We start from the raw sequence: 23,796 nt of genomic DNA, 5'->3' as shown, positions 1-23,796 counted from the left end.
TCGCGGCCAGATTCGCCTGAAACCGTGCCTTTGGCCCCGAGGGCACATACTCTTTGTCCCGGTCAACGACGAACCTCGGCCCAGCAGTGTCCGGTGTCGTGTCCGCCTCTGTCCGGTCATGACCGGTGTCCGTGACCGGACGAACATCGTCGCCGGTCACGGACACCACCTCGATATTGTCCGACTCGAGGAAGTCGGTCAGTCTCAGTCGTCCAGTGGACTGCCGCTCTCGTCGACTTCCGGTGGATACCGGTCGAGAACGACCTCCTGCCACGCGATCTCCTCGGCCTGCCGCCGATTCGCCCGACTCTTCCCGATCAGCAGCAACGGATTCGCCCGCTCTTCCGCGCTCGGCTGCACGCCCTCCGGCTCCAGATCCGCGATCACCTGGCTGCGCCGGCTCACGTACTCGTCGAACATCGCCGAATAGTGTTCCGTCGGGTTCTGGATCGCTGCTGCCCTGCTCGGCGCGAACCTCTCCACGTACTCCCGAATCCTCTGGCCCTCGGCCATCTTCCTCACCTGCTCCTGCACTCTCAGCTCGTGGCTCCGACACGAGCTCCTGTTTGACACTGAGCACCGGCTGTTCCGATGCATCATCTGAAAAAATGAGGTCAAACAGACCCTCAGCGTCGTCAAACTCTTTTTTCGCCATTCTGCCTTACCTCACAGATTAGAACATACATACGATTACGTCAATAGTGGGCTTGATTGCCCAGGGGTGTTGTCGCGCTACCGGTCTAGACCTACCGTTGGGCGCACACTCGGGCGTGGTGGAATCATGTGCTCAGCTCCCCGTACCCGAGTCTCCAATTGGCTGAGCATCTGCGACTGTCGCCCCATCACAGCACTGTCGGACAACTCTCTGCGCGGATCGACTGGAGGCATCGGCGGGATACCCAGGACATGCCCGTGGGCCGCACTACTGCGCAGCGCTTCGCGCGTGCGTGGCGGCAAACCCCCAGCAGTTCCGGTCCCAGGCGCATCGGCCACCGTGTTCTTCTGCCACTGTGATTGAATGCGCTTCTGTTCAGGACTCATGCGCATCGTCACCTGTTCGCGAAGTGCGCCTCCCTGCACGTCTCGGTCCCTGGTGCGTTTGCAGACGGATCGGTTTTCTTGGTGGAGCGCGTCGACTGCTCTGATGTAGGTGCGCGCACGTCCGAGAGCTTGTTCTCGGTCAGGGTCCCACTCGCGGGGGTCTTTCGGAGTCAGCGCGATGGCTTCTTCCAAGCCTGCTGCCTGAGTCAGTCGGCCCGCTTTGGTATTCAGCACTTCTTGATCCATGCCAGGGTATTGTGACCGCAGTGTTCGCTTGACCGACGCTGCCAACGGTGCTCGCCCGGTTGTCGCGGCTGTGAGTACAGCCGAATATGCGCGCATCGCCTCGGCCCGTGCTTCGAGCATCTGCACCCGTCGTCGGTCCGCACCGGCACGGTGAGCTTCGGCAGCACCTTCTCGATAGAGTTCTGCGGTGTACCGGCTTCGGTCGATCAGCGGGTCCATCCCGCCGCGCACAACTTCATCGGCATTGCTCTTCATCCGCAGATCCTGTGCTCTCTTTGCTTCTCGGACCGTGTCCATCATTCGTTCTCGGATCTCGCGGACCATCCGGTCAGCACGATCAACATACTCATTCATGACCACCGCCTCCTACAGTCACCGGTCAAGACCGGGGTCTGTGACCGGTCGCGCCACGGTGTGACCGGTCATCATGTCCAGATCGGGGCCGGGCGTCGTGACCGCTCGTGACCGGTCACGTCCCATCTGCTCGTCCCACGCCTTCGTCTGTGTTGTCCCGTTTGACCGGTCAATGTAGATGAGGTTGCTCGCTGCCTCAGCGACAGGGGAGTCCTCGGCCGCGAGAGCAATGTTTACCTGCTCAGATCTTGTCCGCACTCGTTCGGACACCGATGCACCGCTGCTAGCGGCTGTCCATGCTTCGGTGACCATCCGTGACCGGTCATAGGTGGAACCGACTTCTCCCAGGTCGACCGTCCGTGCCCGGTCCTGGATTTCGTATGCCTCCCAATATCGGTCGAGGGCAGAGTCGACTGTTTGCACGTCGGCGGTGGGTGTCCACGACATCAGCGCGGCTTCTTTGCTGGCCGATTTCACGGTCCGCATGTCTTCGCTTGCATCCAGACTCGCAAGTTGGGCGTGAGACAGCTCATCGCGCATCGCTCGCTGGATGATCGCCCACTCATGTCCTCCAGTAGTGGGGTCCTTCGCGGCGACCAGCGCATCGCCGTAGCGTTCCATCACACCAGCTTCAGGCGATTGGCTGTCGAGGATCGTCGCGGCTTCATGTGCGTCACGGGCTTGACCTGTGAGCAGATTGGACATGTCTTCCATGTATTGGATCTGACTTTCGGGTGCTCGGGTAACCCGTTGTCCCATCTGTCTGACGACCCGCACTCGCGTGGCCATACGCTCTCGGATTTGGTTCATATCTGTCTCAGCCACTGTGCTCACCTCTCCAGCCCGAACGAGGTCTCAATGTCAACGCTCACTGTCGGCGGTTGGACCTCATACACCCACGTCTGCGTCTCAACCTCGGTCACTATCTGCTTTTGCTGTCTAACGAGCTCATCCGGCGACCTCTCGCTCACCGTCGGAGGGGGCACTGGCATCGGCGGTATCCCGTTCGACGCTGAGTAGTCTTTGGCCTCTGTGCTGTTGTGGCCAAGCCCGTCTTCGCGCACTGGCACCTTCGTGTCGATCCTGCCCCACCGGTCACTGATCGCCTGCTGTTCCTCGCTCATCGTGTCGTAGCAGGCCTGCATCAGTGCCTGACCTCGAAGTGCCGCTGTGGGACTACCGTCCTGTGTCTCTTTCATCACCGTCAGGTCCATCCCATCGCGTGCCCCCGAGGCCTCGATGAATTCGTTGACCCGTGTTGCGAAGTCGTCTCGTTCGGGGACCCACGTCTCTGGTACTTTCGGAGTCAGGCGCAGTGCCGCTTCCACGCTCGCGGCCTCGGCCAAACGGCCAGCCTTGGTGTTCAAGATGGCCTGCTCTTCATGGGGGAATCGCTCTCCGAGGCTTCGCCGCATTCCTGCCATGAACGGTGTTGTCCGTTTGGCCGCAAGTGCCAGCACAATCGAGTATTTCTGTAGCGCAGCTTCTTTGCTCGCCGCGGCACGTTCGTTGACTTCCAGGAGTTCGCGTGCAGCCTCGGCCGCGTTGGGACGCTGTTGAGCCTGTTTGAAGTCCAGTGACGCCCGCCGATATTTGCCCATCGCCGTCTGTACATGCTTATCGGCCTCGCGTGCCTGTTGCTTGATGTACTGTTCGGCTTCGGCCCGCCGCCTCGGATTCTCTGCCAACCGTTGACCGTGGCGCAGGGCGTCGACGATACGGCGGCGTAGCAGATGCACCTCATCGTCGGCCTCGATCAGATCGGCACCGATCATGTCTTCCGCGCCTGGATTCTCATACCGTCCGTGGTGTTCTGCCCACCACTGGTTGATGTGATCCCGCGCCGGGACACGAGTGCGCCGCTCTGGGTTGCGCGCATCTCCGATGGCATCGGCCACGACCCGTTCAAGAACTTCGTCGTTAAGCTCGCCGTGGTCCCACCCGAGATGTTCTTCCATCTGACCCATGAGCACCCCGGACGCTTCCAGCCGGTCGATGTCCCCATACGCGGTTCCCACCGCTGATAATCCGAACACACGCTGGCGGGGGTACTCGCCAGTTTCGGCTTTCGCCTGTCGGCGCAGCACGAAGTCATAGTCGGTCAGTGCCTTCTGCCGTTCCCAGCGCACCGTGATGTCATAGGGTGTGTTCCCTGGTACGCCCAGTCGCAGGGCCTCACCCGGTGAAGCGTCAAGCATCTTCGAGTGCAGCGCAACAACTTCTGCCTGTTTCATCGTGATCTCCGTATATTCCCGTGGCTCTCAAAGCCTGTTCATTCCGACGCTTGGTGCTTGGGCAGGCTTCGGGGGAGGCACCAAATGCGCTGGGCTGGTCCCGCTCGCACCCGGTCCCATTGCGACGTGTTGAGTACCCGCATGTGTGTTTCTCGTTCTCAGGGGTGCCCCACTGGCCCACGGCATGGGGGGCACTCCTGTTTTCGTCAGCGCTCGTTCAATCTCCTGGTCGGCCACCGAGTGAGTGGTTCGCACCTGTTCTCGCCACCGCTCGCTGTCTTGCAGTTGCTGGGAGTCCATGCGTTCGTAACAGGCGATCTGCAAGGCAGCACCGCGTGGATCTGCTGTTGAGGTACCTGTGACTCTCCGCAGACCTGTCGCGGCGCGTTCATTGCGTTCCTGCAGGGCCGCTACGTCCGCGATGAACTGATCCGATGCTTCAATCCGATGCGCAACGGTCGTATCCCACCGGGCGGGGTCGGGTGGGATCAGTCGTGCTGCCGTTTCCAAGCTCGCCCGTCGCGTGAGTGCTCCTGCGTCTGAATCCAGAACCACCCGGCTCGTGTCCGGTAGTCGCTCCTGCAACGTGGCCGCGACACTGGCCAGGTGAGGGGTTTGTGCTTGCACTCCGGCGTCGATTGCCCTGCGAACCGCGCCGAGTTCGACTGCGCGTCGTCGTGCTTCTTCGCCGCTGGGACCGACTGTTGCGTTCCGGTAGGCTTCGCGTGCTCGGTCTAGAACCGGCAGTGTGCGTTTGAATTCTTGGCGCAAGAATTCCTCCGCGATGGCACGTGTGCTTCTATCGATGCTCAGCTCTCGTGCCTCAGCTAATGCCGCGCCAGCCATCCGGCGTACAGCGCGGACGTGTTCGTCCCCCATGGTGAACGCCGCCTGAGTTCGCTCTGACATTTCAATCACCCCTAAGTTGCGTTTAGCGGTTCAGTTCGGCACTGACACCCGCAGTCGCCGGTGTCGGGGGAGGGATTAGGTGCGGTGCCACCGACGGAGCCGGTGCGCTGTTGTGCATCGTCACCGGCTTAGCTGAGTTGAGCGCACCGACGACGACACTGCACTGGTAAGCCACCCGCTCAGCGACGGCGCGCTCGTCCTCCACCTCCTGTGCGGCCTCTCCACCGTCGAGTCCATAGTCGTTGCCGCTCTGGATAAATTCGATACGCTCTTCCGCCTCATAGACAGTTCTGAACTGCACGTCCTCGGCTCGCTGTCGCAGCTCGATGCGTTGTTGTGCGCTGACGGTCACGTCGACGTCGTTCTCGCCCTCGATCACGGCGTGGTCGAACGCCGGTCCCATGTATGCACGGCTTGCTACCCACACCGGGCGAGGCAGCTTGAAGCGCACGTCTGCGTGCTGCTGAACAGACTCGTTCGGAGCCGGGAACGAATCAATCTCGACCGGGACGCCATTGCGCAATGCCCACCAATCACTCGTCGAGTCAGCCGGCACTTCGTAGGGGACTTCCACGAACGATTCCTGTTCGAGATCAGCGCCCTCAGGCACACCCTCGGACACTAATCTGGTTTGGTGTGCTACCGAGTATTCGAGCTTGGTATACGCGTCCTCCATGGACATCGCATCTCGATCAGTCCGTTGGCAGCTGACTTTGGTCCGCGACCCGATTGCTTCGCGCAAAAGATGCCCTGCCGCTACCGGCTGTTCATCGGGAAGTTCCGACAACGGAGGCTGGTCAGCCACCATCCACGCCGCGACATCTGCGTCGTGGGCTACCAAACGTTTGACTCCTGCTCCGTCAGCGGCTAACCAGCCTTTCGGCGAAGGCGGCATGCACGACACGGGGGCTTCAATGCTTGCCTGTTGCATCAGCCCCCATTCTTGAGTCTCACGAAGCTCGGGAAGCTTTTCGGGACTGACCACCTCGGCGGTCGTCACCGACATCGCAGCCAACCATGGTCGGTAGTCGTCAACAGCGTTGACGACCGAGTCTCTGAACGCATTCACATGTGCCGCGCGTGCGCTCATCTCCTGTTGAACTTCTTCGACTCCCGACAGTTCGGAGACTGCCTGGTAGTGGTCGCTTGCGAGGCTGACTGCCCTGTCCGTCACGGCCTCTCGGAGGTCATGGCGCAATCGTTTGTCAAGGCTGTCACGGTCTCGGGCCGGATTCTTCAGGAGTCGTTCGTGGGCGTCGGCGAGAGCGTGGATCACTCGACGTCGCATCGTCGTGACGTGCATGTCGGCGGTCCGATTTAGTTCGTCCTGAGAGTCAACCATCGTCAGTTCACCTTTTCGTGTTCAGTTCTGCACAGATACTTGGTGATGTGGCTGATCGGTCGACCCGACACCGAGTGTGAGTCGCGTGCCGGGGCGACCGATCGATTCGACATCTTGGGTGCGCCTCATCGGCTGAAACCGGCGTCAGGGGCCTGGTTCGGGGGTGGGGGAGCGGTGTACTGCTGCTGGACTGGCTGACCTCGATCAGCGAACTGCTGGGAATGTTGCGGATACGGGTCAGGGTTCTCGCCCCAACCGTGTCCCGCCGCCGCACGGGCCATATCCTGAGCCTCAGGCGCGTGATCGTATCCGACGCCTTCCTCGCATCCTGGTGCTACGCCGCCGCGTCCGAGTGAATTGTGCATAAACGACGCGGACACGTCTTTGGCGAAGATCTTGTTGCTCACACGCTGGTTGCCTTCCCCGTCGACGTACGGTTTCGGCTTGTAATTGCCTTCCACCGTCACCCGCTGACCGCTTTCCAACGATGCGAGCAGGTTCTCGCGCAGTCCTTCTTGGTCGACAGTGACCTCGTATTTCGTCGGTTTCGCGTCTTTCCAGACTTGCTCGTCTCCGTCGAAGTACCGTTTGTTCTCCAGCACTTCGAATGCCGCGAACTGTGTGCCATTGTGTTCAACACGACGCGGATCGGCTGCAAGATACCCGGTGATCTTTCGCTTGTCGGCCACTGTGACCGCCTCCTTCATCAGTCGGATGCACTGTGCATCTCACTGGGAGTTCGGTCACAGTCACTGTCAGCATTGGGTGACAAACATTTCCACCAGAAGAACGGTGAAAGCGGTGGCCCGTCCTTTCAGGCCACCGCTTACCCTCGTTCAGCCCCGCTGGGTTCACCAGATCAACTACGGTTGGGCTCCGCCTCAAACAGCGCGCGTGCTTTCCGACCCATTTGGCGGATCCATCCTGAGTTCTCTGGGATCGCATGGGCCTCGTCGAGGATGATTGCCGATTCGTATTCGGGCGGCATCGGCTCTTCACCGTGCGGCCCATCATGCCCCTTTCTAAGGCCGCACAGGGTCAACACAAACGCGAAGTCGTCACCGTCCTCATTCGCAACAACGAGCTGGAACTCCTTGAAGCACTGCATTTCTTCCAACGCCCATCGGGCCTCGGAGACTTCCACTTCTGCCTGTCGAGCGGCGTCAACCGCCAGGCGCAAGTCCCGCGCCGCTTTTGCGAATTCGGTCTCTGTCACCATCGCTTCTTCCTTTCTCGTACTCTCGCTGCTCGTTCATACCCACCGAGGTAAGCCCGTGCCCATCCAGAACAAGTCGTCAGTCTGGTGGCCGCCGGAAGCATCGATCGCTGATACGTGAGCGTCTAACGCAGCTCTGAAGCTCTCATAACGGCCCTGCGGGAAATTCGCCAACGGGGTTTTGCGTTTCCACCCATCGGAGTACTCGTAGATCCAGCAGATCTCGTGACCGTCGAGATCCTCAATCATCCAGGCTCCACCGTCTTCGTCAGCAACCTGGATTTCAGTACGAAAACACGTACCAAGCCGGTGCTCGAACGTTTCTCTCTGTTTCATCGTGACTTCCCCTTTCCACTCGTTTTCTCAATCGTTCACAGGTGGCTCGGGTGAGTCTTCTTCGTCGTCGGGTACGCCCCACGGTCCATCGGGTGTCGCGGCTTCCTCCCACACGAACGACCCTCCCGCAGGCACGTGAGTCGCGGTCACCGTGACACTGAAATCGTTCGCTCCCGCGATGCTTTCACCGTCGAGCTCCACCTCGCTTGTGTTCGTTCCCGTCCGAACGGGTCCGACTCCGAAGATGTCGGACTCTCCGATGAGTTCGCCCTCGGCGGCGATGAGGCGTACTCGACCGAATGACGGGTCTTCGTCGACAGCAGGACGGTCGATGGTTGCTGTTGACCGGCGTGTGAACACTGTCTGTTCCCACAGGTCTTCGTCGTAATCGCGAGTTTCGACCACCGGTTCCCGGTGCTCGCCTTTCCCGCACGACCCCAGTTCTTTCACCATCGGTCGAAGCCTATATTCGAGCATCGACTGTAACTGCGGAAGCCACATCCACATGGCATTGACCGTGGGTGCTTTCTCTTCCCAGGTCTTATACTCCAAGTTCATTGCCGCGTGCAGTTCGGCCACGATCTCGGAATGCCGAAACCAGCAGTTGGGGATGATGGCCGAGGGGATTTTGAACTCCGCGATCAGCCAGTCGACCCAACGACGCAGACCGACCCACGCTTCTTGCTGCAGTTCCTCGGGGATCTCTCGCCACCGCAACCCCAACCATGCAGGGTATTCCGGTCCGCCCATCCCACTCAGCAACGGGTCCTGGTATGACGACGTGTCAGACATGATCTGTTCAGGGTTAGTCAAGCGTCCCAGCAGTTCGTCGAGGTCGTCATCACCAGTGCCCTTAGTGCTGTCAGCTTCCGTCGATTCCAGATCACCTGACTCGACCGATTCCGCGTTGTTGAACTCGTCTTCGTCACTCACCGTTGTCACTTCTCTCCGAATGCTTGCCGACGGTAGCTGCGTTGACCCGTTGTCACTGCCGAGGCCAGTCGCTCGATCATGCGCCCGATGGCGCGGACCGAACGCCCCGGCCCTGTGTCTTCTTTCATCAGCTCGTGGACTGCCTGGTGGCACACATCAGTGCACAGCCAATAGCCCACATCATCGGCTGTCCGCTCCGTCTCACACCGCGCCGCGTCGTCTTCGTCGCGACTGATCGAGTGCCACTGAACCTCAGCGAATCGCCCGCATACTTGACACAGCATCGGTCGCTGCATCCCTTGGTCGCCTGTTGTTCTATCCACCGTTTTTCGTTCCTTTCAGCCGCTTCAAATGGGCAACGATGACCACTGTCGCCCGGTATCTGTTCCACCCGTAGAATTCGCGTCGCCGGTCCATCATCCGATGCACCGCCTGATGATCTTCCCGGCACAGGGGCATGAGATCCCCATCGGCCTCCTGTGCGCTCCAGGTGCCATCCTTGTGTTCGGTCACTCCGTCATAGGACACATGGTGCAAGTCGAGAGTTCCTGCATCTTCGAGACGGATCCCGCACACCTGGCAGGCGGGTTCAACCCCCTCGGCGCGACGGTCTCGGAACCATCGTTGCCGCCGCCAGTGCCATGCCTGGGTCCGCAGGTACTTCCTGTACCCGCTCGACCGTGTGCGATGTAAACCCAGCCTGGACATGATGACCCGTCAGAACATCCGGACTGACTTCTGTGGCTTGTCCTCAGCGGCGTCCGGTTTCGTCTCGTCGACCACGCTCGATTCGACAACTTCGCCCGTGCTGCCCTCCCACGACACGGCCTCATTCCATTGCCGATCAGAATCAGCGGACTGAATCGAGTCCGCGAACAAGGACGACGCCGAGTCGATCTGGTCGGCATCCTTGCGGTTCCAGTACTGGCTGATCTTGACGACCATCGGACGACGATTCCGGTAGAACAGGACCGCATACCCGAACGGGATCCGTCGCAGATCGGCGACTGGTAGAACCGCCTTATCGACGATGCTGTCGGACTCACTCGATCCTGATTCCTGACGCGACTTTGATACTCGAACCACGCGCCGTTCGCCGGACAGATCCGACAGTTGCCGCAGATCGTCAGTGTTCGACGCACCACCGAGCTGCTGTTTGACCGTTGCCGCATCGTAGAGAGCCGACGCGGCCTCACTGCCCCAGGAATTGCGGACCTGGGCCATTGACTGAAATACCGCCAGAGGACAGATCCCGACACCACCACCATCGGCCATCAGCGTTGTCAGTCCATCCCACGCAGTAGTGATGTTCGCGATCTCGTCGAGAACGAGCATCAGCGGGGGATCCAACCTGGATTTGTACCGCTGCGCAGCGATCTCACGCGCACGCTCCGTGATGGCGTCCATCATCGCGATAAGGAACGGTCCCGCAGAGGTGCCACCGGACTTCGTCCCCATAATGTAGAGGGTGCCCGATTCGCGAATGAACTCGTCGATGTCGAATTCTTCATCCTTCGTCCTCGGATTGATGACATCACGCACACTGGACACGGACAGACCGGCCACCGCGTTCGAGACACCGAACCATTTGTTGCCACGCATCTTCGGATCCTCGTTGATGTCGGACTCCAATGACGTCGCCCATCCGGCCTCAGCCTGTCCCCGGTCCTCCCATTTCCGCAGAATCTGCACGGCTTCTGTGGCCTCGGGGGCAGAATTGCCCCACCGCATGACCGCCTCAACACCCAGTCCTTCGAGTGCTGCCGCGTGTAGCAGCGACTGCATAATCAGCACTGCCGGCGACTTCCACTCAGCGTTCGGGGAGTGCTCCGATAAGCCTGCCGCGCTGATGAGCGAGTTCGCTCGCTGGTTCGCCGTCTGACCCCGTTCACAACCGGTCACAGGCGACCATTTCAGGGTCGTGGCTTTACCGGTCAGACCTTGCGGATCGAACAGCGTCACCGGCCCCTTCTTCGCCCGCAGGGGAGCAGTCATCGAGTAGTTGTCCGCGCGGGTCGATGTAGTGATGACCGGGCCGGGAGCGTCGAGGATCGCGCTCACGAGCACGTTCACGCCTTTACCTGAGCGGGGAGGACCGATGAGGATCATCGAATCTTCCATGCTCACGTAGATGGTTACACCCTGGCTGATGCCGAACTTCACAGTGCCCATCTCAGGAGTGATCTGCTTCTTCGAGATCGTGGGGCGCACCTTTCGGGCCATCTTCTTCGCAGCCCGCTTGCCCAAGTTCCGTCGCACTTCCCACCACTTGGCGATCCCGCGGCGCTGACGCAGTTCCTCCACGAAGTATTCGTCTGACTCGACTCGTATCTGGTACCAGATGATGCCGCCGACGACAGCGACGAGAATCAGCCCAATGATGATCGCCCACGCTGTGATGATGCTCCATGTTGGTGCTGAGCATCCGTCGGCAGTAGTGCCGAACACCCTGGTGTCGCCGGATGAGATGAACGACAGGACGTCGAACACGCCATGTGGCTTCGCCCATGCACCACACGCGAGGCGATTCACCACCATCGCTATCCCGGTCAGAGCCGCCAGGACCGCCAGCACCCCAACCACTACGACGACCAGGAGGTCCTTGCCGGAGTGGATGAACCCCTGCCTGCCTTCTCTTTCTTCGAACATCACGCTGCCACCCAATCGTCGACTAGGACATTGCCGAAGTCATCTGTCTTCGCCTCAGCACCAGTGCGCTGGTCAGTATCCAACAGAGGTTCTTCTTCACTCGTGAGCTTGTTGTAGACCTCGAACGATGCCTGCCCCACACGCCACAGGCCCTCACCTTTCTGATACGACCGCAGCTTGGTGCGCTCTCGTTCGTTGAGCTCCAACTGGTTGGTCGTGGCCTTCAGCGCGGCCGCGTCCTGCCGGTAGATCACTTTCACATCAGCGTCGGCCAGCAGCGAGTTCGCCATCGCCGCCATCTGTGAGCCAGCATCACCGGCCATGTCGAGGTCGGTGACCTTGTGCATCAGCAGAACGTTGAAAATGCCGTAGTCACGCGCCAGCTTCCAGTTCTCGACCATCCGTTCGAGGTCGGCCCGGTTCGTCACCGAGTCCCAGCCCTCTTCGTAGACGACGATGCGCTTACCCGAATCCGAGTTCGACACCATCGCTTCCAACCAGGCCGCGCAGCAGATCGAGACCATTCGCCGTGCCGTCGGCGTGGCCCCGCGCATTGCCGAGGTGTCGATGGATACTGCTGGTGCTTCTGACTGGAACCGCTCTGTCGACTCACCGTTGAACATTCCGGCCACGTCGCCGGTTGTCATGCGTCCCAGTGACAAGGCAATGTCTTCACATGCCGACGCGATCTTCGCGCTCACAGAGGCTTCGACGTCTTTCAGGCCAGTGATGACGTCGGAGATGATCGGCGACCGGTTCTCGTCGGCGGCATACTCCACGGCCTGATCGACGCCCAGTTCGAGGGCGGCATGCTCGGCGGGAGTCAGTTGGTCCGCACCCGTGAGTACCTTGAGCAGCGTTTCGAGGATTGAGAGCCTGCGAGTGCGAACAACCAGTGCCCACTTTTCGTCGGTCATCGGTTTCCCGAGCCGGTCAACACTGGGTCTGACACCCTCATCCAGTGGATTGATGCACGTACCCAAGCCGGGACCGACCTGGATAACTGGACCGCCCAGGCGTCGGACCACGCGAGTCCACTCGCCTTTGAGGTCGGATGCGACCGCGAGCTTCCGGCCCGCCCCGACCATGCGCATCGCCATCGCTTTGACCAGCGATGACTTACCTGTGCCGACCGTGCCGAAGACGATCATCGACATTCCGGAGATGATCTTGCTGTCGTAGAGTTCCCAGGGGTCGAAGTTGAAGGCACCACCACCGTTGAGGTCCTGGCCGATGAAGTTTCCCCGCGTGCCCAGAGATGGTCCCGATACGAACGGAAATGCTGTCGCGGCAGTATGTGCGGCGACCTTGACTCCACGATCTTTCAGCGTCATCGCCCCGAACCCGGACTTCGGCGATGGATCCCCGCCGCCTTTGAATTTCTTCTTCGGGAGGTCATCGTCCTTCTTGACCCTGGACGCCTGCGAGTCTTCCCACTCTTTGTCCTTGATCAGGTCACGGACTTCGCGGCGCTGACGGCGACGGGTCTTGCGGTCCCCGTCGATGACGGCAAACGCGCCGTGCTTGCGCTTTCGCATCGGTTACACCTCCAGCTTTCCAAAGGGCAGGGCGCCAGCCATGAACCCTTCCTCGGCCTGCCCATACAGGATGCGCAGTTCCAGATTCGCCTCCGCCGCACGGGTCTCCAGGTCCGCGCAGTTGGCGTTGAGCTCACGGTCGGTCTCTGCTGTGACGGTGATGACGCAGCTGAGCTTTAACGGTGCGTGACCTGCTGTGACCTCATCCTCTTCCTGAACGAGGTCTTGGATCTGCCGTTCCTTGCGCGCGGTCTGCTGCTTGCCGATCTTGTCGCGGATCTTGTCATTGGACGACCACGTCGCACGGTCTCGCTCGTTGGCTTTCAGTGCTTTCGCTGTATCTCGCGGCTTGATGTAGAGACTGACCGTGTGCCGGAAGTCTCCTGCGAACACGAGCTTTTCCAGGAATCCCAGACGTGCTTGCGAGTGCGGCCACTCGGAGATCTTGTACGTCCGGTGCAACGCTCCGTCCGATTCATAGGTCTTGATGTCTCGCGGGGCTGCGTACATCGGGCCTGCCTGCCGGACAGCGACACCAGCTTCTCCACGTTCGGACACCTGAATTGCGGAGTCGGGATCGAACGCTGTGCGAGTGCGTGCAGCCAGAGTATGCGGGGAGTGCCACTTAGTGACGTACGCCCCGGAGGTGGGGATCGCGTTCTCGATCGTGCCCATCATCGACAGAGCTGTCTCCATGAACCCGGCGACACCGCCGCCGGCGGCGACGATGCGTTCGTTGAGCTTTTCCTTGCTCAGCACCACAGCCATCCACATATCGTGCACTGGCTGGTTCTCCACCGACATGATCGTCTCCACCAACGACTGATGCATGAACGGGTCCACATCGGCTCCGGCCTGACGTGCCGTCTCTCCGTCCTCTGTGGTCACTGTCGGGGCTTTGAGAATCTGTTCTTCATACCAATGTCGAATCGACGCTCCCGAAATCATCGTCGTCTGATCAGACAGCTGCACGATGTCAACACCAGGGATACGGGCAATCGTCGACTGTACGCTGACCCATTCTCTGAGCCGATCTTCCTTCTCTTCGAACGAGTTCAGCTGGAACGCCTTCTCCGTCATGACTTCAGCCACGATGGTGGCGACTTTGAGAACAGGGTCATAAATGAAGGCTCCACCACCGGGCAGCTGGTACACCAGCAATTCACCGAACTCACCCGGCAGAGACATGCGAATGGGTTTTCCTGGTCGAATGCGGTTCTTCTTATCGCGGGGAGTGTCATCTCCCCGGCGAACCGGTCCGTCCATGATTTCGAACTCGGGTCCTTCCACGATCTCAACTTCTCCATCGTCAGTGAAGTCGACTTCAACACCGTCGTCTTTCTGCACGAACTGGTCGTTGCCAGACCTCTGCCGCGACTTCGAACGTGTGAAGATCCGTGCCCACCCGATCAGCGAATTGCCCTTGATCCGGGGGATGCCGATTCCGCCGGAGACGATGACTAAACCAATGGCTGCGGCCAAGCCCCAGGGGAAGCCATTGATCATCACCACGATGATTCCCACGACGGCCCCGGAAGAGATGAAGATGACCTGGTCGGTCTCCATCCCGAAGATGACGCCCGTTGATTCTTCGCGTCCGTACTTCGCGCCGTCCCATTCGCTCTCGATGGGTTGTGTCGAACTCATGTCACTTTCCTCCTGTCAGGATTCGACCGCCTTGGCGGACACCGCCGCCGACTTTCCTGGCCCCGTTACTGGTGAAGCGGACGACAGAACGGGTGGAGTTGGCCAGGCGTTGCTGACCTCCGCGCATCATTCCGCCTGCCGCGTTCTCGAATTGATGTGTGCCGCCTCCGGTCATGAAGCTGATCATGGCCACGACGAAGACCGGTGCCAGTGCCGCCAGCAGTACCAGTGCGATTCCGGCGATCATCATTACCCAGTCGGTGCCAATCGAGGCCATGGTGATTCCGAATTTCACTATCCCGGCCGCTATCGGTTTCGCCAGCAGCAAACCACTCACGAAGCTGGCCCACTTTGTGAAGATTCCTTGGCCGACCTCCCACGTCAGGGAGAACACCGCCACTGGCAGGAACGTGGTCGAGACCAGAATGACTAGCGTTCTCAGCAGCATCATCAGCATCAGCACGATGCAACAGGCCAAGACGACCAAGGCAACGATGAACGGCAGAATGATCTTGCCTGGTTCGTTCTCGATGGTGCCCCAGCGCCAGACCTCGAAGCCGGCATCAACCATGACTTTGCCCTTGCCGTCATCGGCAGTCGGATCCCACCAGAGTCCGAAGAGCCGCAGGATGGCACCTACACCAACGTCGTCACCGGATGTGTCCCCTTTACCGACCTCGAGTATCCATAGTGAGATCTGGTCGAAAGCCAGCAGGAGCATGTACACGATGCCCGATATTGCGTAGGTGGCCGGGACCGCCAGGATTGATCCAGCGAATGCTCGCAGCATGCCTGCCGTTGAGGACCGCACCACGGAGGTGACGACCTGGAATACGAGGAAGATGACGAGAATCGGAAGCATCGCCATGACCATGACGTTGAGCATTCCGGGGTACTCGACGGTGTGCTGGTAGGTGCCGTCGGTGTAGACCTCGATGCTGCCGCCCATGACGGCGACCCACCAATCTGCCGCGCCTCCGTCTTCGCTCATTCCTCCGACGGTGAATGCGCCTTTCAGTGACTCCCACGCGCCGACGGCGAATCCGTCGATAGCTTGCGCCAGCAGAGCGCGGAAGGACTCGCCCCAGTCATCGAGCGGGAGTTTGATCTTGTCCAGCCAATTCTCTGGGGCTGCCATAATCTCGGTCATTTCGGTCACCTCCTTTCTTGCAGATCGTGCTCAGGTGGTCAGGCGAACAGGTTGAATCCGGTGAAGTACATCACCATGGATGCCGCCGATCCGAGCAGGACGCAAACGCCGATGCCGACAAGTACGCCCATGACTCCGAGGCTCTGCCCGCGACCTGCGCCGAAGGCTTTCGAGGCACCCCAGACGATGGCCGCAATCACGATGAACGCGACGGTCAGGATTGCGCCGGTACCGATGATCTGTCCGGTGATGGTGCGCATGAATCCCATCCAGGGGGCATCCATGCGAATCTTCACGCCGGTGTCGGTACCTTTGGAGATCAGGTTCGTCGTTGCTGCAACGAGTTCAGTGGTGTGCGAGTGCATTGTGCTTTCCTTTCTTCGCCCCGGTCCTCTCCGATGGGCCGGGAAATCTGGGGAGTGTGCTGTGGTCTGTCATTGCACTGGGATTCGGAACATGCGGTACCCGTACTGTTTTGCTCCGCCTGAGGGGTCGTGGTTGCTTCCCGATCCGGTCTTGTAGAGCTCCCAGAAGATCACTTCGACTGGAGCACCCTTAGCGGCGTGGAAGTTCTTGTTGTCGCACTTGCCTTTCGTCCCGTCGGGCAACCACTGGATTCGCGAGTACATGGGAGTGTGCTTTTCCATGTACTTGGCGCGGTTTTCTTTCCAGTCCTTCTTGTCGGGCATGTCGCCGAAGCGTCCGCCCCAGGCAATCGACTTGGTCCAGACCTTCTCTGCCGCCATTTTGTCGGCACCGATCTCGCGGATAGCCTTGCCCATCTTTCCGGCCTCGGCTTCCGTGGGTTTGTACTGCATACCCTCTTCGTCGTCGGCCTTATCCTTCTTCCCGTCGAGATGCTTATCCGAGGCAATGGAGACCAGCTCTTCACACTTCGATGACTGGGATTCACGGTCGACGCGAATGGTGCGTTGCTTCGCCGCTTCCGGCAGAAGGTCTTCGGTCATGCTGTCTTTGGTCGAGTATTTGATTGCTCCGCTGATGCTTGCCAGGATCACGCAGGCAATCACGACCAGAACCACTCCGGTCTGTCCTCTACTCGTTAGCCGTGCACTGCCGAATGCCTTACCACCGGTCCAGACATTGCCGAGGATCACCGCTGCCGCGACCATGATCACGAGTGAGGTTCCAAGCACCCATCCCGCGACGGTGTCGAGGTCTGAGTTCGGCGGGTTGATGTCCAGCATTCACGGTCTCCTTGACCATCGAAGTTTCATCCGACATCTGTGTTTCCGCGCTGGGCCTGGACAATGTCTGTCAACACACAAATGGTGGGTGCCCTTACCTTGGGCACCCACCATGACTCCTTCTGTTCAGCCGCTCACGTTGGCAGTGTCGTCTCCATCTGTCGTGTTTCGATTGCGACGATGAGGTCTGTTCTGGCCTGTTCCAGTTGATCGGTCAGCGCCCGCAACTGGATCTTTTCTTCCCAACCGAGACCACCTGCGTCGCGGCGACGACGATGAAAGGCGTAGAGCCGGTTCTGTAGCGTCTCGACGCCGAAGCCGAGATCCGCCACGTCGGTCAGGATCCGTTCATCCACACTCCACCACTGTTTGGGCACTGACCACGTGTCGCTGTTCTTCGTCCCTGAATCGATGAAGACATGGAAGATCACGCACATAATGCCAGCCGGCACTCCCACGGTGACGACGAAGCCAGACACCGCCAGCATGGCGGGTACGTCCAGGCTGGCACATCGCAGGATCCCCAAGGTGGCTACTGCGGCCGTCGCGATCAGCACGACTGCACCACCGTGGCGCTGCCACAGGGTGGACTTCCGCACTCGCACGTCCACAACTGACGATTCATATCTGTCGTCGAACCAGTCGCGCCGCGACCAGTGCCGTTCGACTCTCCACTGAGTTCCGTACTTCATCGTCGTTCCCCTCATCTACACGTAGGCGTTACGGACTATTCGCCACATGCCCGATAAATGTTTGTCACCCCGGTCTTAAGTGACGACGAGCACGATGACGATCAGCCACCCCAGCAAAACGACGATGGTCGCCGCTCCCATGATCAGTCGGCCACGAAGCCCGTGTAGCCACCTGGGAAGACCTTTCGGTGCGTCGTCGTCGCGTGGCATCGTTTCCAGCCACTGATCCCACCAGGCACCCAGCAGATACGTGAATCGCATCCACAGTCGCTTACCCCACCAGGGGCGCTTGGCCGGGCGAGTGTCCTCCCCGCTGTCTCCCAGATCAATCGACAGACTCGTCGTTGACTCGTCGGTTTCTGTTCCAGTTGCTTTACTCCGTCGACCTCTCATGGTCACTCTCCTTCGGTCGTCTTGGCTTCGAGTACACCCAGTGCCACCTGTAGAAGTGTTCTCGTGATTGGCAAATACTGTCTGGCAGTGTTGGCTTTCCACCCGGTCTCGGCCACCACATGATCGACAGTGACCTCCGAGAGGCGTCCTGGCCAGGTCTGAATGGCCGCGCTCACCTGTCGCGTCCACGCACCTGCCGATCCTTCTTCGGGAAGGCAATCGAGCAGGTCCGACAGGTGCACCTGACCGACCAGTTCGGCACGTTTCTGCTGTGCACGATGGATGACCTGGCAGTGCAGCTCGAAGGATCGTTTGCAGTCACGGATCCGCTGTGCTGAGACTCCGAACTTCTCTGCTGCGTCGGCGGCGTGAGAATCGAAACGCACGTAGGTGAGGAACCCGACGATGAAGCTCGCGGTGTCCATCACCGATGCCGCCGCAGCGACGACCGGCTGGAGCCATGACGTAGTGGCCAGCTGCTCGGCCACCGCGACCGCGAAGTCATCAACGACTTGGTCTGCTGCAGTCGCGGCCAAGCGCTCGAGGATTTCGTCGGGTGACATCGAGTCATCACCGTCGAGGATCAGGTGACCATGTTTGCGAGATTCAATGTCGACGCGATCAGCTAGGCGGTACTTCGCGATCTGGTTGATCCAGGACTGGAGACGACCACGCTGGGGATCGAACTTCTCCCGGCTCTTCCACGCCGACAACATCACCTCTCCGGCCACGTCATCAGCCCACTGGCCGAGGTCGTATGACCGCATCCGAGGCCGGATGATTCTGTCCGTGGCGATGTTGACCGCGGCCAACAGTTCTTCGTTGGTGAATCCAACCTGCTGTGTTGTGTTCTCTGGTTGCTCTTGCATGACTCTCCTCATCCGATTGACCGGTCAGATGACCGGCCAATCGGTGATCTCGTCCGGTCACGTTTGACCGGCACGTCGATGATGGTGACCGTCTGGTCCCGGTCAATGAGGTCGCGGACATCAGGGTCCAGGGCTTCATAGATCGACCGGTCGAGCATCTTGGGGAAGTCGAGTTGCTTCCGGCATCCGGGACAGTTGTGAGCTCTCCACCCCGAGTCCGCGTGGTGTGGGATCGGGCACTTACGGTCATCTGCTCGGTCATGTCCGGATGACCGGTCGCCGGTCATGTCGGCACCGAAGTGGTCCATGACCGCTTCCTGCCAGTCGTGACCGTCGTTGACCAGGCTGCGGCGGACGAACGCGTCCGGGGAGCCGACCGTGCGAGCTGACCGACCGATGATGGCCTCGGCCAGCCACACAGCCCGGTCACGGTCAAGGGTGACCGTCCAGTGTCCGGCCACGACCGCGACCAGCTTGTCCAGGTCCACCTCACCTCGGGCATTCGCCACTCGGCACGTACCGAACCGAACGGGGTAGGTGGGGGGTGTGTATTCTTTCGGATCGCTTTCGTTCTTCGTCGTCGTCTCACCGGCTCCTGCCGGTGACCGGTCCTCATCACGTGCGCTGGGACTCATAGACGACGATGACGGTTCATTGATGGTTAAAGACGGGCGCGCGGAAGAGTACCGCGCGTGGGACTGGTCATGGTGACCACTACCAGTGGTCATGGTGACCACTCCCGCGTGGGACTGGTCATGGTGACCACTACCAGTGGTCATGGTGACCACTCCCGCGTGGGACTGGTCATGGTGACCACTCTTGAATTCTCGGGAGTGGTCATGGTGACCACTCCCGCGTGGGACTGGTCATGGTGCCCACTACCAGTGGTCATGGTGCCCACTCCCGCGTGGGACTGGTCATGGTGCCCACTACCAGTGGTCATGGTGCCCACTCCCGCGTGGGACTGGTCATGGTGACCACTCTTGAATTCTCGCGGATCGGAAGGGTTATCCACAGGTTCGCCCCCTCTCGTGTTCTGGCGACTGGTCATGGTGACCACTCTTGAATTCTCGCGGATCGGAAGGGTTATCCACAGGTTCGCCCCCTCTCGTGTTCTGGCGACTGGTCATGGTGACCACTCTTGAATTCTCGGGAGTGGTCATGGTGACCACTCTTGATTTCTCAGGGGTCCCGTTGGTCTTGGCAATCGGTGCTTCGACGGCCTCCGTATGGAGGAAGTACCCGTTGCCAGCTGGTGCTCCGCTGGGACGGTAGCGGCGCTGCCTTGAGATCAGCCCGAGTTCCTCGAACCGTGCCAATGCTCTCTGCACGGTCGACTGAGACAGGCCGGAATCGCGCACGAGAGTCTTCAACAGGGGATAGGCGTACCACTGTTCGACCTCATCACTCCACGACGCGTTATCGGCCAGGAGGAACAGCACGAAGCGTTCTGACCCGTTGAGGTCATACGCCGGGAATACCTGCCGCCTGGCCCAGGTCATCATCTCCACAGCCATGGTTCACGCCCCCAAACATTCGCTCGTTGCGGGTAGAACCTGTTCAAGGTGAACGGCACGCTCGCCGGTTGCCCGTCCGGATTGATCGCGAATCGGTACACCGCGTGGTGTTCTCCGAGCATGTCGAGGTGGTGCTTCACTGCCTCTTCTGACAGTCCAATTGCTGTCGCGAGGTCTTTCGTGGTCCAGTTGCTTTCCCACTGTTCGTTCACGCTCGCAGCCAGGACGCGCAGCAGGCTCATCTGCTCGGTGCACTGCGTGATCCCATCACCTCGACGGTGTACCCATTCAGCGGCATCACGCCGTGCCATGGTGATGCGGTCGGCGTGCTGGCTGGCTACCGCCATGATTGCTGTCCTCTCTGTGTTCACTGCCGTTGGCAGAGCCTCGTGTTTCACCTGGAATCTCATTGAGTAGATCGAGTTGACCTGGCACTTCGATCCCTTCGTCGGTGCTCTGTGAGTGCATTGTCATCACTTCCTCGGTGGTCCCTCTCACTCACGGTCTGGGTCAGTTTTCGATACGGCCTGGTGCCTGGGTACCGTTCAGCCACGGTTGTGACGTCACCCAGTCGACGAAGCTTGTTCCCACGGCCCACCACCACCTCAGGTCGAGAAACGACAGTATTTGTGGGCCGGTCTCGGAGACGTTCGTGAACGTTCCAACTCCGAGAAAGAAACCGACCGCCACGAGCGCGATCGCACTGATGCCCCTCATTCCTGCTCTCCTTTGCCCAAGGCCCCAGCAGCGCTTGTGTTCCGTTGATGCTTCGGGCGGCTCCAGATACGGACCATCAAACGCGCGATCACGACGAGGACTGCACTGGCCACCGCAAACGGCATCGCGATGTACAGACCCACGATCAGCAGGAACAGCGGCACAAAACCGATATTCACGATGGCGACATCGATCCAAGGCGAGATGCCTCCTTCGCCCGAGAGAAGGGCCAAGGTGACCGCGATGCCGGCCATACCGATGAGGACCAGGAGTCGCTTTGTGGAAATGCGGCCTGTCTTCGACCGGGCACTCATGGCCAGGATCCACCAGATGATGAATGCCACCGCGAACAGCGCAGCCAGGTACAGCAGGGACACCTCCTGGACGTTCTCTAGCGTCTCCGTCGTGGTCGGCCAGTCAGTGCCGAACCACGGTGAGAACTCAGGTTCCATGAACGACGGCATCATGACTCACTCTCTGTGAAGATGTGGGGGTGGGACTCGCGCAGTGCCGATAGGCGGCGGCGTCCGGTCTTGTCGCTGAAGCCGAATTCATTCGCGAGATCAGCCCCGGACGTGTCAAGGCCCTGTTCCGTTCGCGTGGCGATGAACTCCACCACTTCGTTGAGATCGCTGTTCTTCGGCTTCGGCGATGCAGGTTTCGGTTCTGGCGACGACGCCGCTAGAGGTTCTTCGGCTGATGGCTCTGGCACGCTGGCCAGCTTGGGAGACTGGGGCAGTGCGAAGACCTCGCCGCGCTCTGCGGCCTGTGCCGCCTGAGTTGCCAGTGCTTCACGCTGAGCACGAACCACTTCGAGCTGGGTCACGTGCTGTTCCCTGGCAATCTCCGTTTCCTGGCGTGCTCGCTCACGTTCAGCTTCGACTTCGAGTTGCTTCCGCTCGCGCTCGGCTTGTGCCGCCATCCATTCGGACTCTTCTTGCAGCTCTCTACGGCGAGACAGGGGGTCTTCGACTGCCACTCGTGATAACTGCTCGGTGGCGGCGAAAACGGCCAGGGGAACCATGCCTGCGATGACTGCCCCGACGATGGCCTGCCACGAGTCGCGATTCGCGGTCCCAAACGTCAGGGCGTGGGAGGCATTCGCTACCACCGACAGTGCGGTGAACGTGCCCAGGAGCATCCATGATGGCCATGTGCGTTCACCGCGGGTCTTATGGATCAGTACCGATCCGGCGTAGACGAGGATCGCGGTATCAATGAACGCAGGCACTGCCCAGTTCATCCAGGTCGGCAGTCCCAGCCAAGACGCGACTTCCATCAACGTCACGAACGAGATTGCGAACGCTACCAGTCCCGCGAACGCGACTCCGATGGTGATAATGCGGATGAATTTCGGGTCGTCGGGATTGATTCGTGACGACCGTGCGCGGGTTACAGAAATAGTCGCCTCCCGACGTGTACTCTGGTGTTCGCCTGCAGTTTCTGTAATAGCTCTTGCATGACTCTCAGGCAGGGCGGTCGTCTCGTTAGGGGCGACCGCTCCCTCGTTCTCGTGTGGTGTGTTCTCAGCGATTGCGCTGCTACTCACGTTTGCCTCCTTCATCAGTCGTCCTCGACGTTCCGGTCACCCGTGATCATGCTCAGGTTCTTGACCGCCTTCCGCATGGAACCGGCAGTATCTTGGTCGGTCAGCACTGACCGGACACTTGGTCCGCTGCTGTCCATCGCGGTCAACAGGTCGGTCAGCACGGCGACCGTGTCCGCGACGTCCTGACCGAGGTCGGTGATCTGCTCCAGCTCGAACTGGTCGCTGTTGGCCAGACCGGTCGCGAATGCTTGTTCCAGGAGTTTGGACTTCTTCTTGACCAGGGGCAGAGGTGCACGTGTGCCTGCGTGTAGTTCGTTGACCACCCGGACTATGTGCGCCCCGGACAGTGGAGCGTCCGTGCCGGTCATGGTGACCGTGATTGGCTCGATTCCAAGGTCTGATGCCAGCCGGTCAGTGTCCGGTTCTTGACCGGTCATGCGCCATGACTCTTCGACAATGACCTCGGCATCCACGATGTCCTCTGACCGGTCAGCCGGGGGAGTGGGACGTTGAGGTTGGTAAGACTTGCCGTCTAGACCGATGACCGGGGCCCGAACGGCGGGTGGATCATTTCGCTCACCTGCGCCGGCCGCGTCCTCAGGTGTTTCATTTGAAACACCTGCATCCCGCAGACGGCGGTACACCGTAGGGTGACTAATATCGACCGCTGATGCGATCCCTCGGGTGCTCATCCCCGCTGCCCGAAGCTCGGAGATCACTTGTTCTTCAAGGTCCTTCGGCGGACGCAGGCTGACATCTCTAAACTCATTGTCGAGGTAGTCCTGCCAGGAGTCGTACCCGAGAGCCAGCCAAATTCGTCCCTGCCACGCGGTGGAGATCTTGACCTGTAGCGATCCGTAGTCACTTCGCAGTTCGTCTGTAAGCTCGCGTGCCTCTGCTTCAGAGAATTTTGATTCCAGTGCGAGGGCCATCATGCACCTACCGGCTTCGGATCGCCATTAGGAGCGAACGGGTCGTCCTCTGTTCCTTCGAGCAAAGTTGCAATCGGAATATCCCACGCTTGCGCCAGCCGCAGCAGATCCCCGATCCGCCAGTCTGTATCGCCGGTCATGCGTTTCGACACTGAACGCTGACTTGTATTCAGAATCTGAGCAACGTCACCTTGTTTGAGTTCTCTTCGGCCCATCTCGGCGAGCACGTTAGCTCGCACCTGCCTTGTATATCTCATGGTGCCACCGTATACACATAGGTTTTACCGGTCAACGACGTGTAGATCTATAGGTTCTGGGTGTGTC

The 23,796-nt window shown here is 60.0% G+C and carries 26 protein-coding genes; all 26 read right to left on the bottom strand.

Annotation, left to right across the window (positions count from 1 at the left end):
- Positions 1 to 204: 204 nt before the first annotated feature.
- The 26 genes from FHG09_RS19760 to FHG09_RS05815 all read right to left on the bottom strand — a co-directional run bounded on the left by FHG09_RS19760 (position 205) and on the right by FHG09_RS05815 (position 23,699).
- The gene (locus tag FHG09_RS19760; RefSeq protein WP_193627291.1) at positions 205 to 522 is read right to left on the bottom strand and encodes a hypothetical protein; all 318 of its coding nucleotides are present in this window, start codon (positions 520 to 522) and stop codon (positions 205 to 207) included.
- Positions 523 to 732: 210 nt separating this feature from the next.
- The gene (locus tag FHG09_RS05935; RefSeq protein ID WP_152346742.1) at positions 733 to 1,641 is read right to left on the bottom strand and encodes a hypothetical protein; all 909 of its coding nucleotides are present in this window, start codon (positions 1,639 to 1,641) and stop codon (positions 733 to 735) included.
- Positions 1,642 to 1,659: 18 nt separating this feature from the next.
- Entirely contained in the window at positions 1,660 to 2,346 is a 687-nt protein-coding gene (locus FHG09_RS05930) for a hypothetical protein (protein ID WP_152346741.1), read from the bottom strand.
- Between the two features lie 125 nt (positions 2,347 to 2,471).
- A complete protein-coding gene (locus FHG09_RS05925; protein WP_152346740.1) occupies positions 2,472 to 3,875 on the bottom strand; it encodes a hypothetical protein in 1,404 nt (467 codons plus the stop codon).
- 931 nt (positions 3,876 to 4,806) lie between these two features.
- Positions 4,807 to 6,126 (bottom strand): hypothetical protein, encoded by a 1,320-nt coding sequence (locus tag FHG09_RS05920; RefSeq protein WP_152346739.1) that lies wholly within the window; start codon positions 6,124 to 6,126, stop codon positions 4,807 to 4,809.
- A 125-nt stretch (positions 6,127 to 6,251) separates the two neighbouring features.
- Positions 6,252 to 6,815 (bottom strand): single-stranded DNA-binding protein, encoded by a 564-nt coding sequence (locus FHG09_RS05915; protein ID WP_193627290.1) that lies wholly within the window; start codon positions 6,813 to 6,815, stop codon positions 6,252 to 6,254.
- Positions 6,816 to 6,985: 170 nt separating this feature from the next.
- Positions 6,986 to 7,345, bottom strand: coding sequence for a hypothetical protein (locus tag FHG09_RS05910; RefSeq protein WP_152346737.1), 360 nt, complete (start codon positions 7,343 to 7,345; stop codon positions 6,986 to 6,988).
- 33 nt (positions 7,346 to 7,378) lie between these two features.
- Positions 7,379 to 7,678, bottom strand: coding sequence for a hypothetical protein (locus FHG09_RS05905; protein ID WP_152346736.1), 300 nt, complete (start codon positions 7,676 to 7,678; stop codon positions 7,379 to 7,381).
- A 27-nt stretch (positions 7,679 to 7,705) separates the two neighbouring features.
- On the bottom strand, positions 7,706 to 8,764 hold the full coding sequence (locus FHG09_RS05900) for a hypothetical protein (protein WP_152346735.1): 1,059 nt from the start codon (positions 8,762 to 8,764) through the stop codon (positions 7,706 to 7,708).
- A 162-nt stretch (positions 8,765 to 8,926) separates the two neighbouring features.
- Complete coding sequence (locus FHG09_RS19960) at positions 8,927 to 9,124, bottom strand: hypothetical protein (RefSeq protein ID WP_227492562.1); 198 nt, start codon at positions 9,122 to 9,124, stop codon at positions 8,927 to 8,929.
- A 204-nt stretch (positions 9,125 to 9,328) separates the two neighbouring features.
- The gene (locus tag FHG09_RS05890; RefSeq protein WP_227492576.1) at positions 9,329 to 11,260 is read right to left on the bottom strand and encodes a type IV secretory system conjugative DNA transfer family protein; all 1,932 of its coding nucleotides are present in this window, start codon (positions 11,258 to 11,260) and stop codon (positions 9,329 to 9,331) included.
- Positions 11,260 to 12,798: a conjugal transfer protein TraC gene (locus FHG09_RS05885; RefSeq protein ID WP_152346732.1), complete on the bottom strand. Its 1,539-nt coding sequence runs from the start codon at positions 12,796 to 12,798 to the stop codon at positions 11,260 to 11,262. Before FHG09_RS05885 ends, FHG09_RS05890 begins: the two co-directional genes overlap by 1 nt.
- Positions 12,799 to 12,801: 3 nt before the next feature.
- Positions 12,802 to 14,364 (bottom strand): SCO6880 family protein, encoded by a 1,563-nt coding sequence (locus FHG09_RS05880; protein WP_152346731.1) that lies wholly within the window; start codon positions 14,362 to 14,364, stop codon positions 12,802 to 12,804.
- 82 nt (positions 14,365 to 14,446) lie between these two features.
- The gene (locus FHG09_RS05875) at positions 14,447 to 15,394 is read right to left on the bottom strand and encodes a hypothetical protein (RefSeq protein WP_152346730.1); all 948 of its coding nucleotides are present in this window, start codon (positions 15,392 to 15,394) and stop codon (positions 14,447 to 14,449) included.
- A gap of 239 nt (positions 15,395 to 15,633) precedes the next feature.
- Positions 15,634 to 15,960, bottom strand: coding sequence for a hypothetical protein (locus FHG09_RS05870; protein ID WP_152346729.1), 327 nt, complete (start codon positions 15,958 to 15,960; stop codon positions 15,634 to 15,636).
- A gap of 69 nt (positions 15,961 to 16,029) precedes the next feature.
- Entirely contained in the window at positions 16,030 to 16,803 is a 774-nt protein-coding gene (locus tag FHG09_RS05865) for a hypothetical protein (RefSeq protein ID WP_152346728.1), read from the bottom strand.
- A 134-nt stretch (positions 16,804 to 16,937) separates the two neighbouring features.
- The gene (locus tag FHG09_RS05860) at positions 16,938 to 17,495 is read right to left on the bottom strand and encodes a hypothetical protein (RefSeq protein WP_152346727.1); all 558 of its coding nucleotides are present in this window, start codon (positions 17,493 to 17,495) and stop codon (positions 16,938 to 16,940) included.
- A gap of 395 nt (positions 17,496 to 17,890) precedes the next feature.
- A complete protein-coding gene (locus FHG09_RS05855; protein ID WP_180957446.1) occupies positions 17,891 to 18,757 on the bottom strand; it encodes an RNA polymerase sigma factor in 867 nt (288 codons plus the stop codon).
- Between the two features lie 8 nt (positions 18,758 to 18,765).
- Positions 18,766 to 19,245, bottom strand: coding sequence for a hypothetical protein (locus FHG09_RS05850; RefSeq protein ID WP_152346726.1), 480 nt, complete (start codon positions 19,243 to 19,245; stop codon positions 18,766 to 18,768).
- Between the two features lie 519 nt (positions 19,246 to 19,764).
- Positions 19,765 to 20,274, bottom strand: coding sequence for a helix-turn-helix domain-containing protein (locus tag FHG09_RS05845; RefSeq protein WP_152346725.1), 510 nt, complete (start codon positions 20,272 to 20,274; stop codon positions 19,765 to 19,767).
- Entirely contained in the window at positions 20,259 to 20,621 is a 363-nt protein-coding gene (locus FHG09_RS05840) for a hypothetical protein (RefSeq protein ID WP_152346724.1), read from the bottom strand. The genes FHG09_RS05845 and FHG09_RS05840 overlap by 16 nt, the downstream gene beginning before the upstream one ends.
- Before the next feature lie 163 nt (positions 20,622 to 20,784).
- Positions 20,785 to 20,991: a hypothetical protein gene (locus FHG09_RS05835; protein WP_098730973.1), complete on the bottom strand. Its 207-nt coding sequence runs from the start codon at positions 20,989 to 20,991 to the stop codon at positions 20,785 to 20,787.
- Positions 20,988 to 21,458, bottom strand: coding sequence for a hypothetical protein (locus FHG09_RS05830; RefSeq protein WP_152346723.1), 471 nt, complete (start codon positions 21,456 to 21,458; stop codon positions 20,988 to 20,990). The genes FHG09_RS05835 and FHG09_RS05830 overlap by 4 nt, the downstream gene beginning before the upstream one ends.
- A complete protein-coding gene (locus tag FHG09_RS05825) occupies positions 21,455 to 22,555 on the bottom strand; it encodes a DUF2637 domain-containing protein (RefSeq protein ID WP_152346722.1) in 1,101 nt (366 codons plus the stop codon). Before FHG09_RS05825 ends, FHG09_RS05830 begins: the two co-directional genes overlap by 4 nt.
- Complete coding sequence (locus FHG09_RS05820; RefSeq protein WP_152346721.1) at positions 22,555 to 23,472, bottom strand: hypothetical protein; 918 nt, start codon at positions 23,470 to 23,472, stop codon at positions 22,555 to 22,557. Before FHG09_RS05820 ends, FHG09_RS05825 begins: the two co-directional genes overlap by 1 nt.
- Positions 23,472 to 23,699: a helix-turn-helix domain-containing protein gene (locus FHG09_RS05815; protein WP_193338286.1), complete on the bottom strand. Its 228-nt coding sequence runs from the start codon at positions 23,697 to 23,699 to the stop codon at positions 23,472 to 23,474. Before FHG09_RS05815 ends, FHG09_RS05820 begins: the two co-directional genes overlap by 1 nt.
- Positions 23,700 to 23,796: the final 97 nt, after the last annotated feature.

Origin of the sequence: Brevibacterium sp. CFH 10365 (assembly GCF_009299785.1) — a bacterium.
GTDB classification, from domain to species: domain Bacteria; phylum Actinomycetota; class Actinomycetes; order Actinomycetales; family Brevibacteriaceae; genus Brevibacterium; species Brevibacterium limosum.
This window is presented reverse-complemented; position numbering and strand designations above follow the sequence as displayed.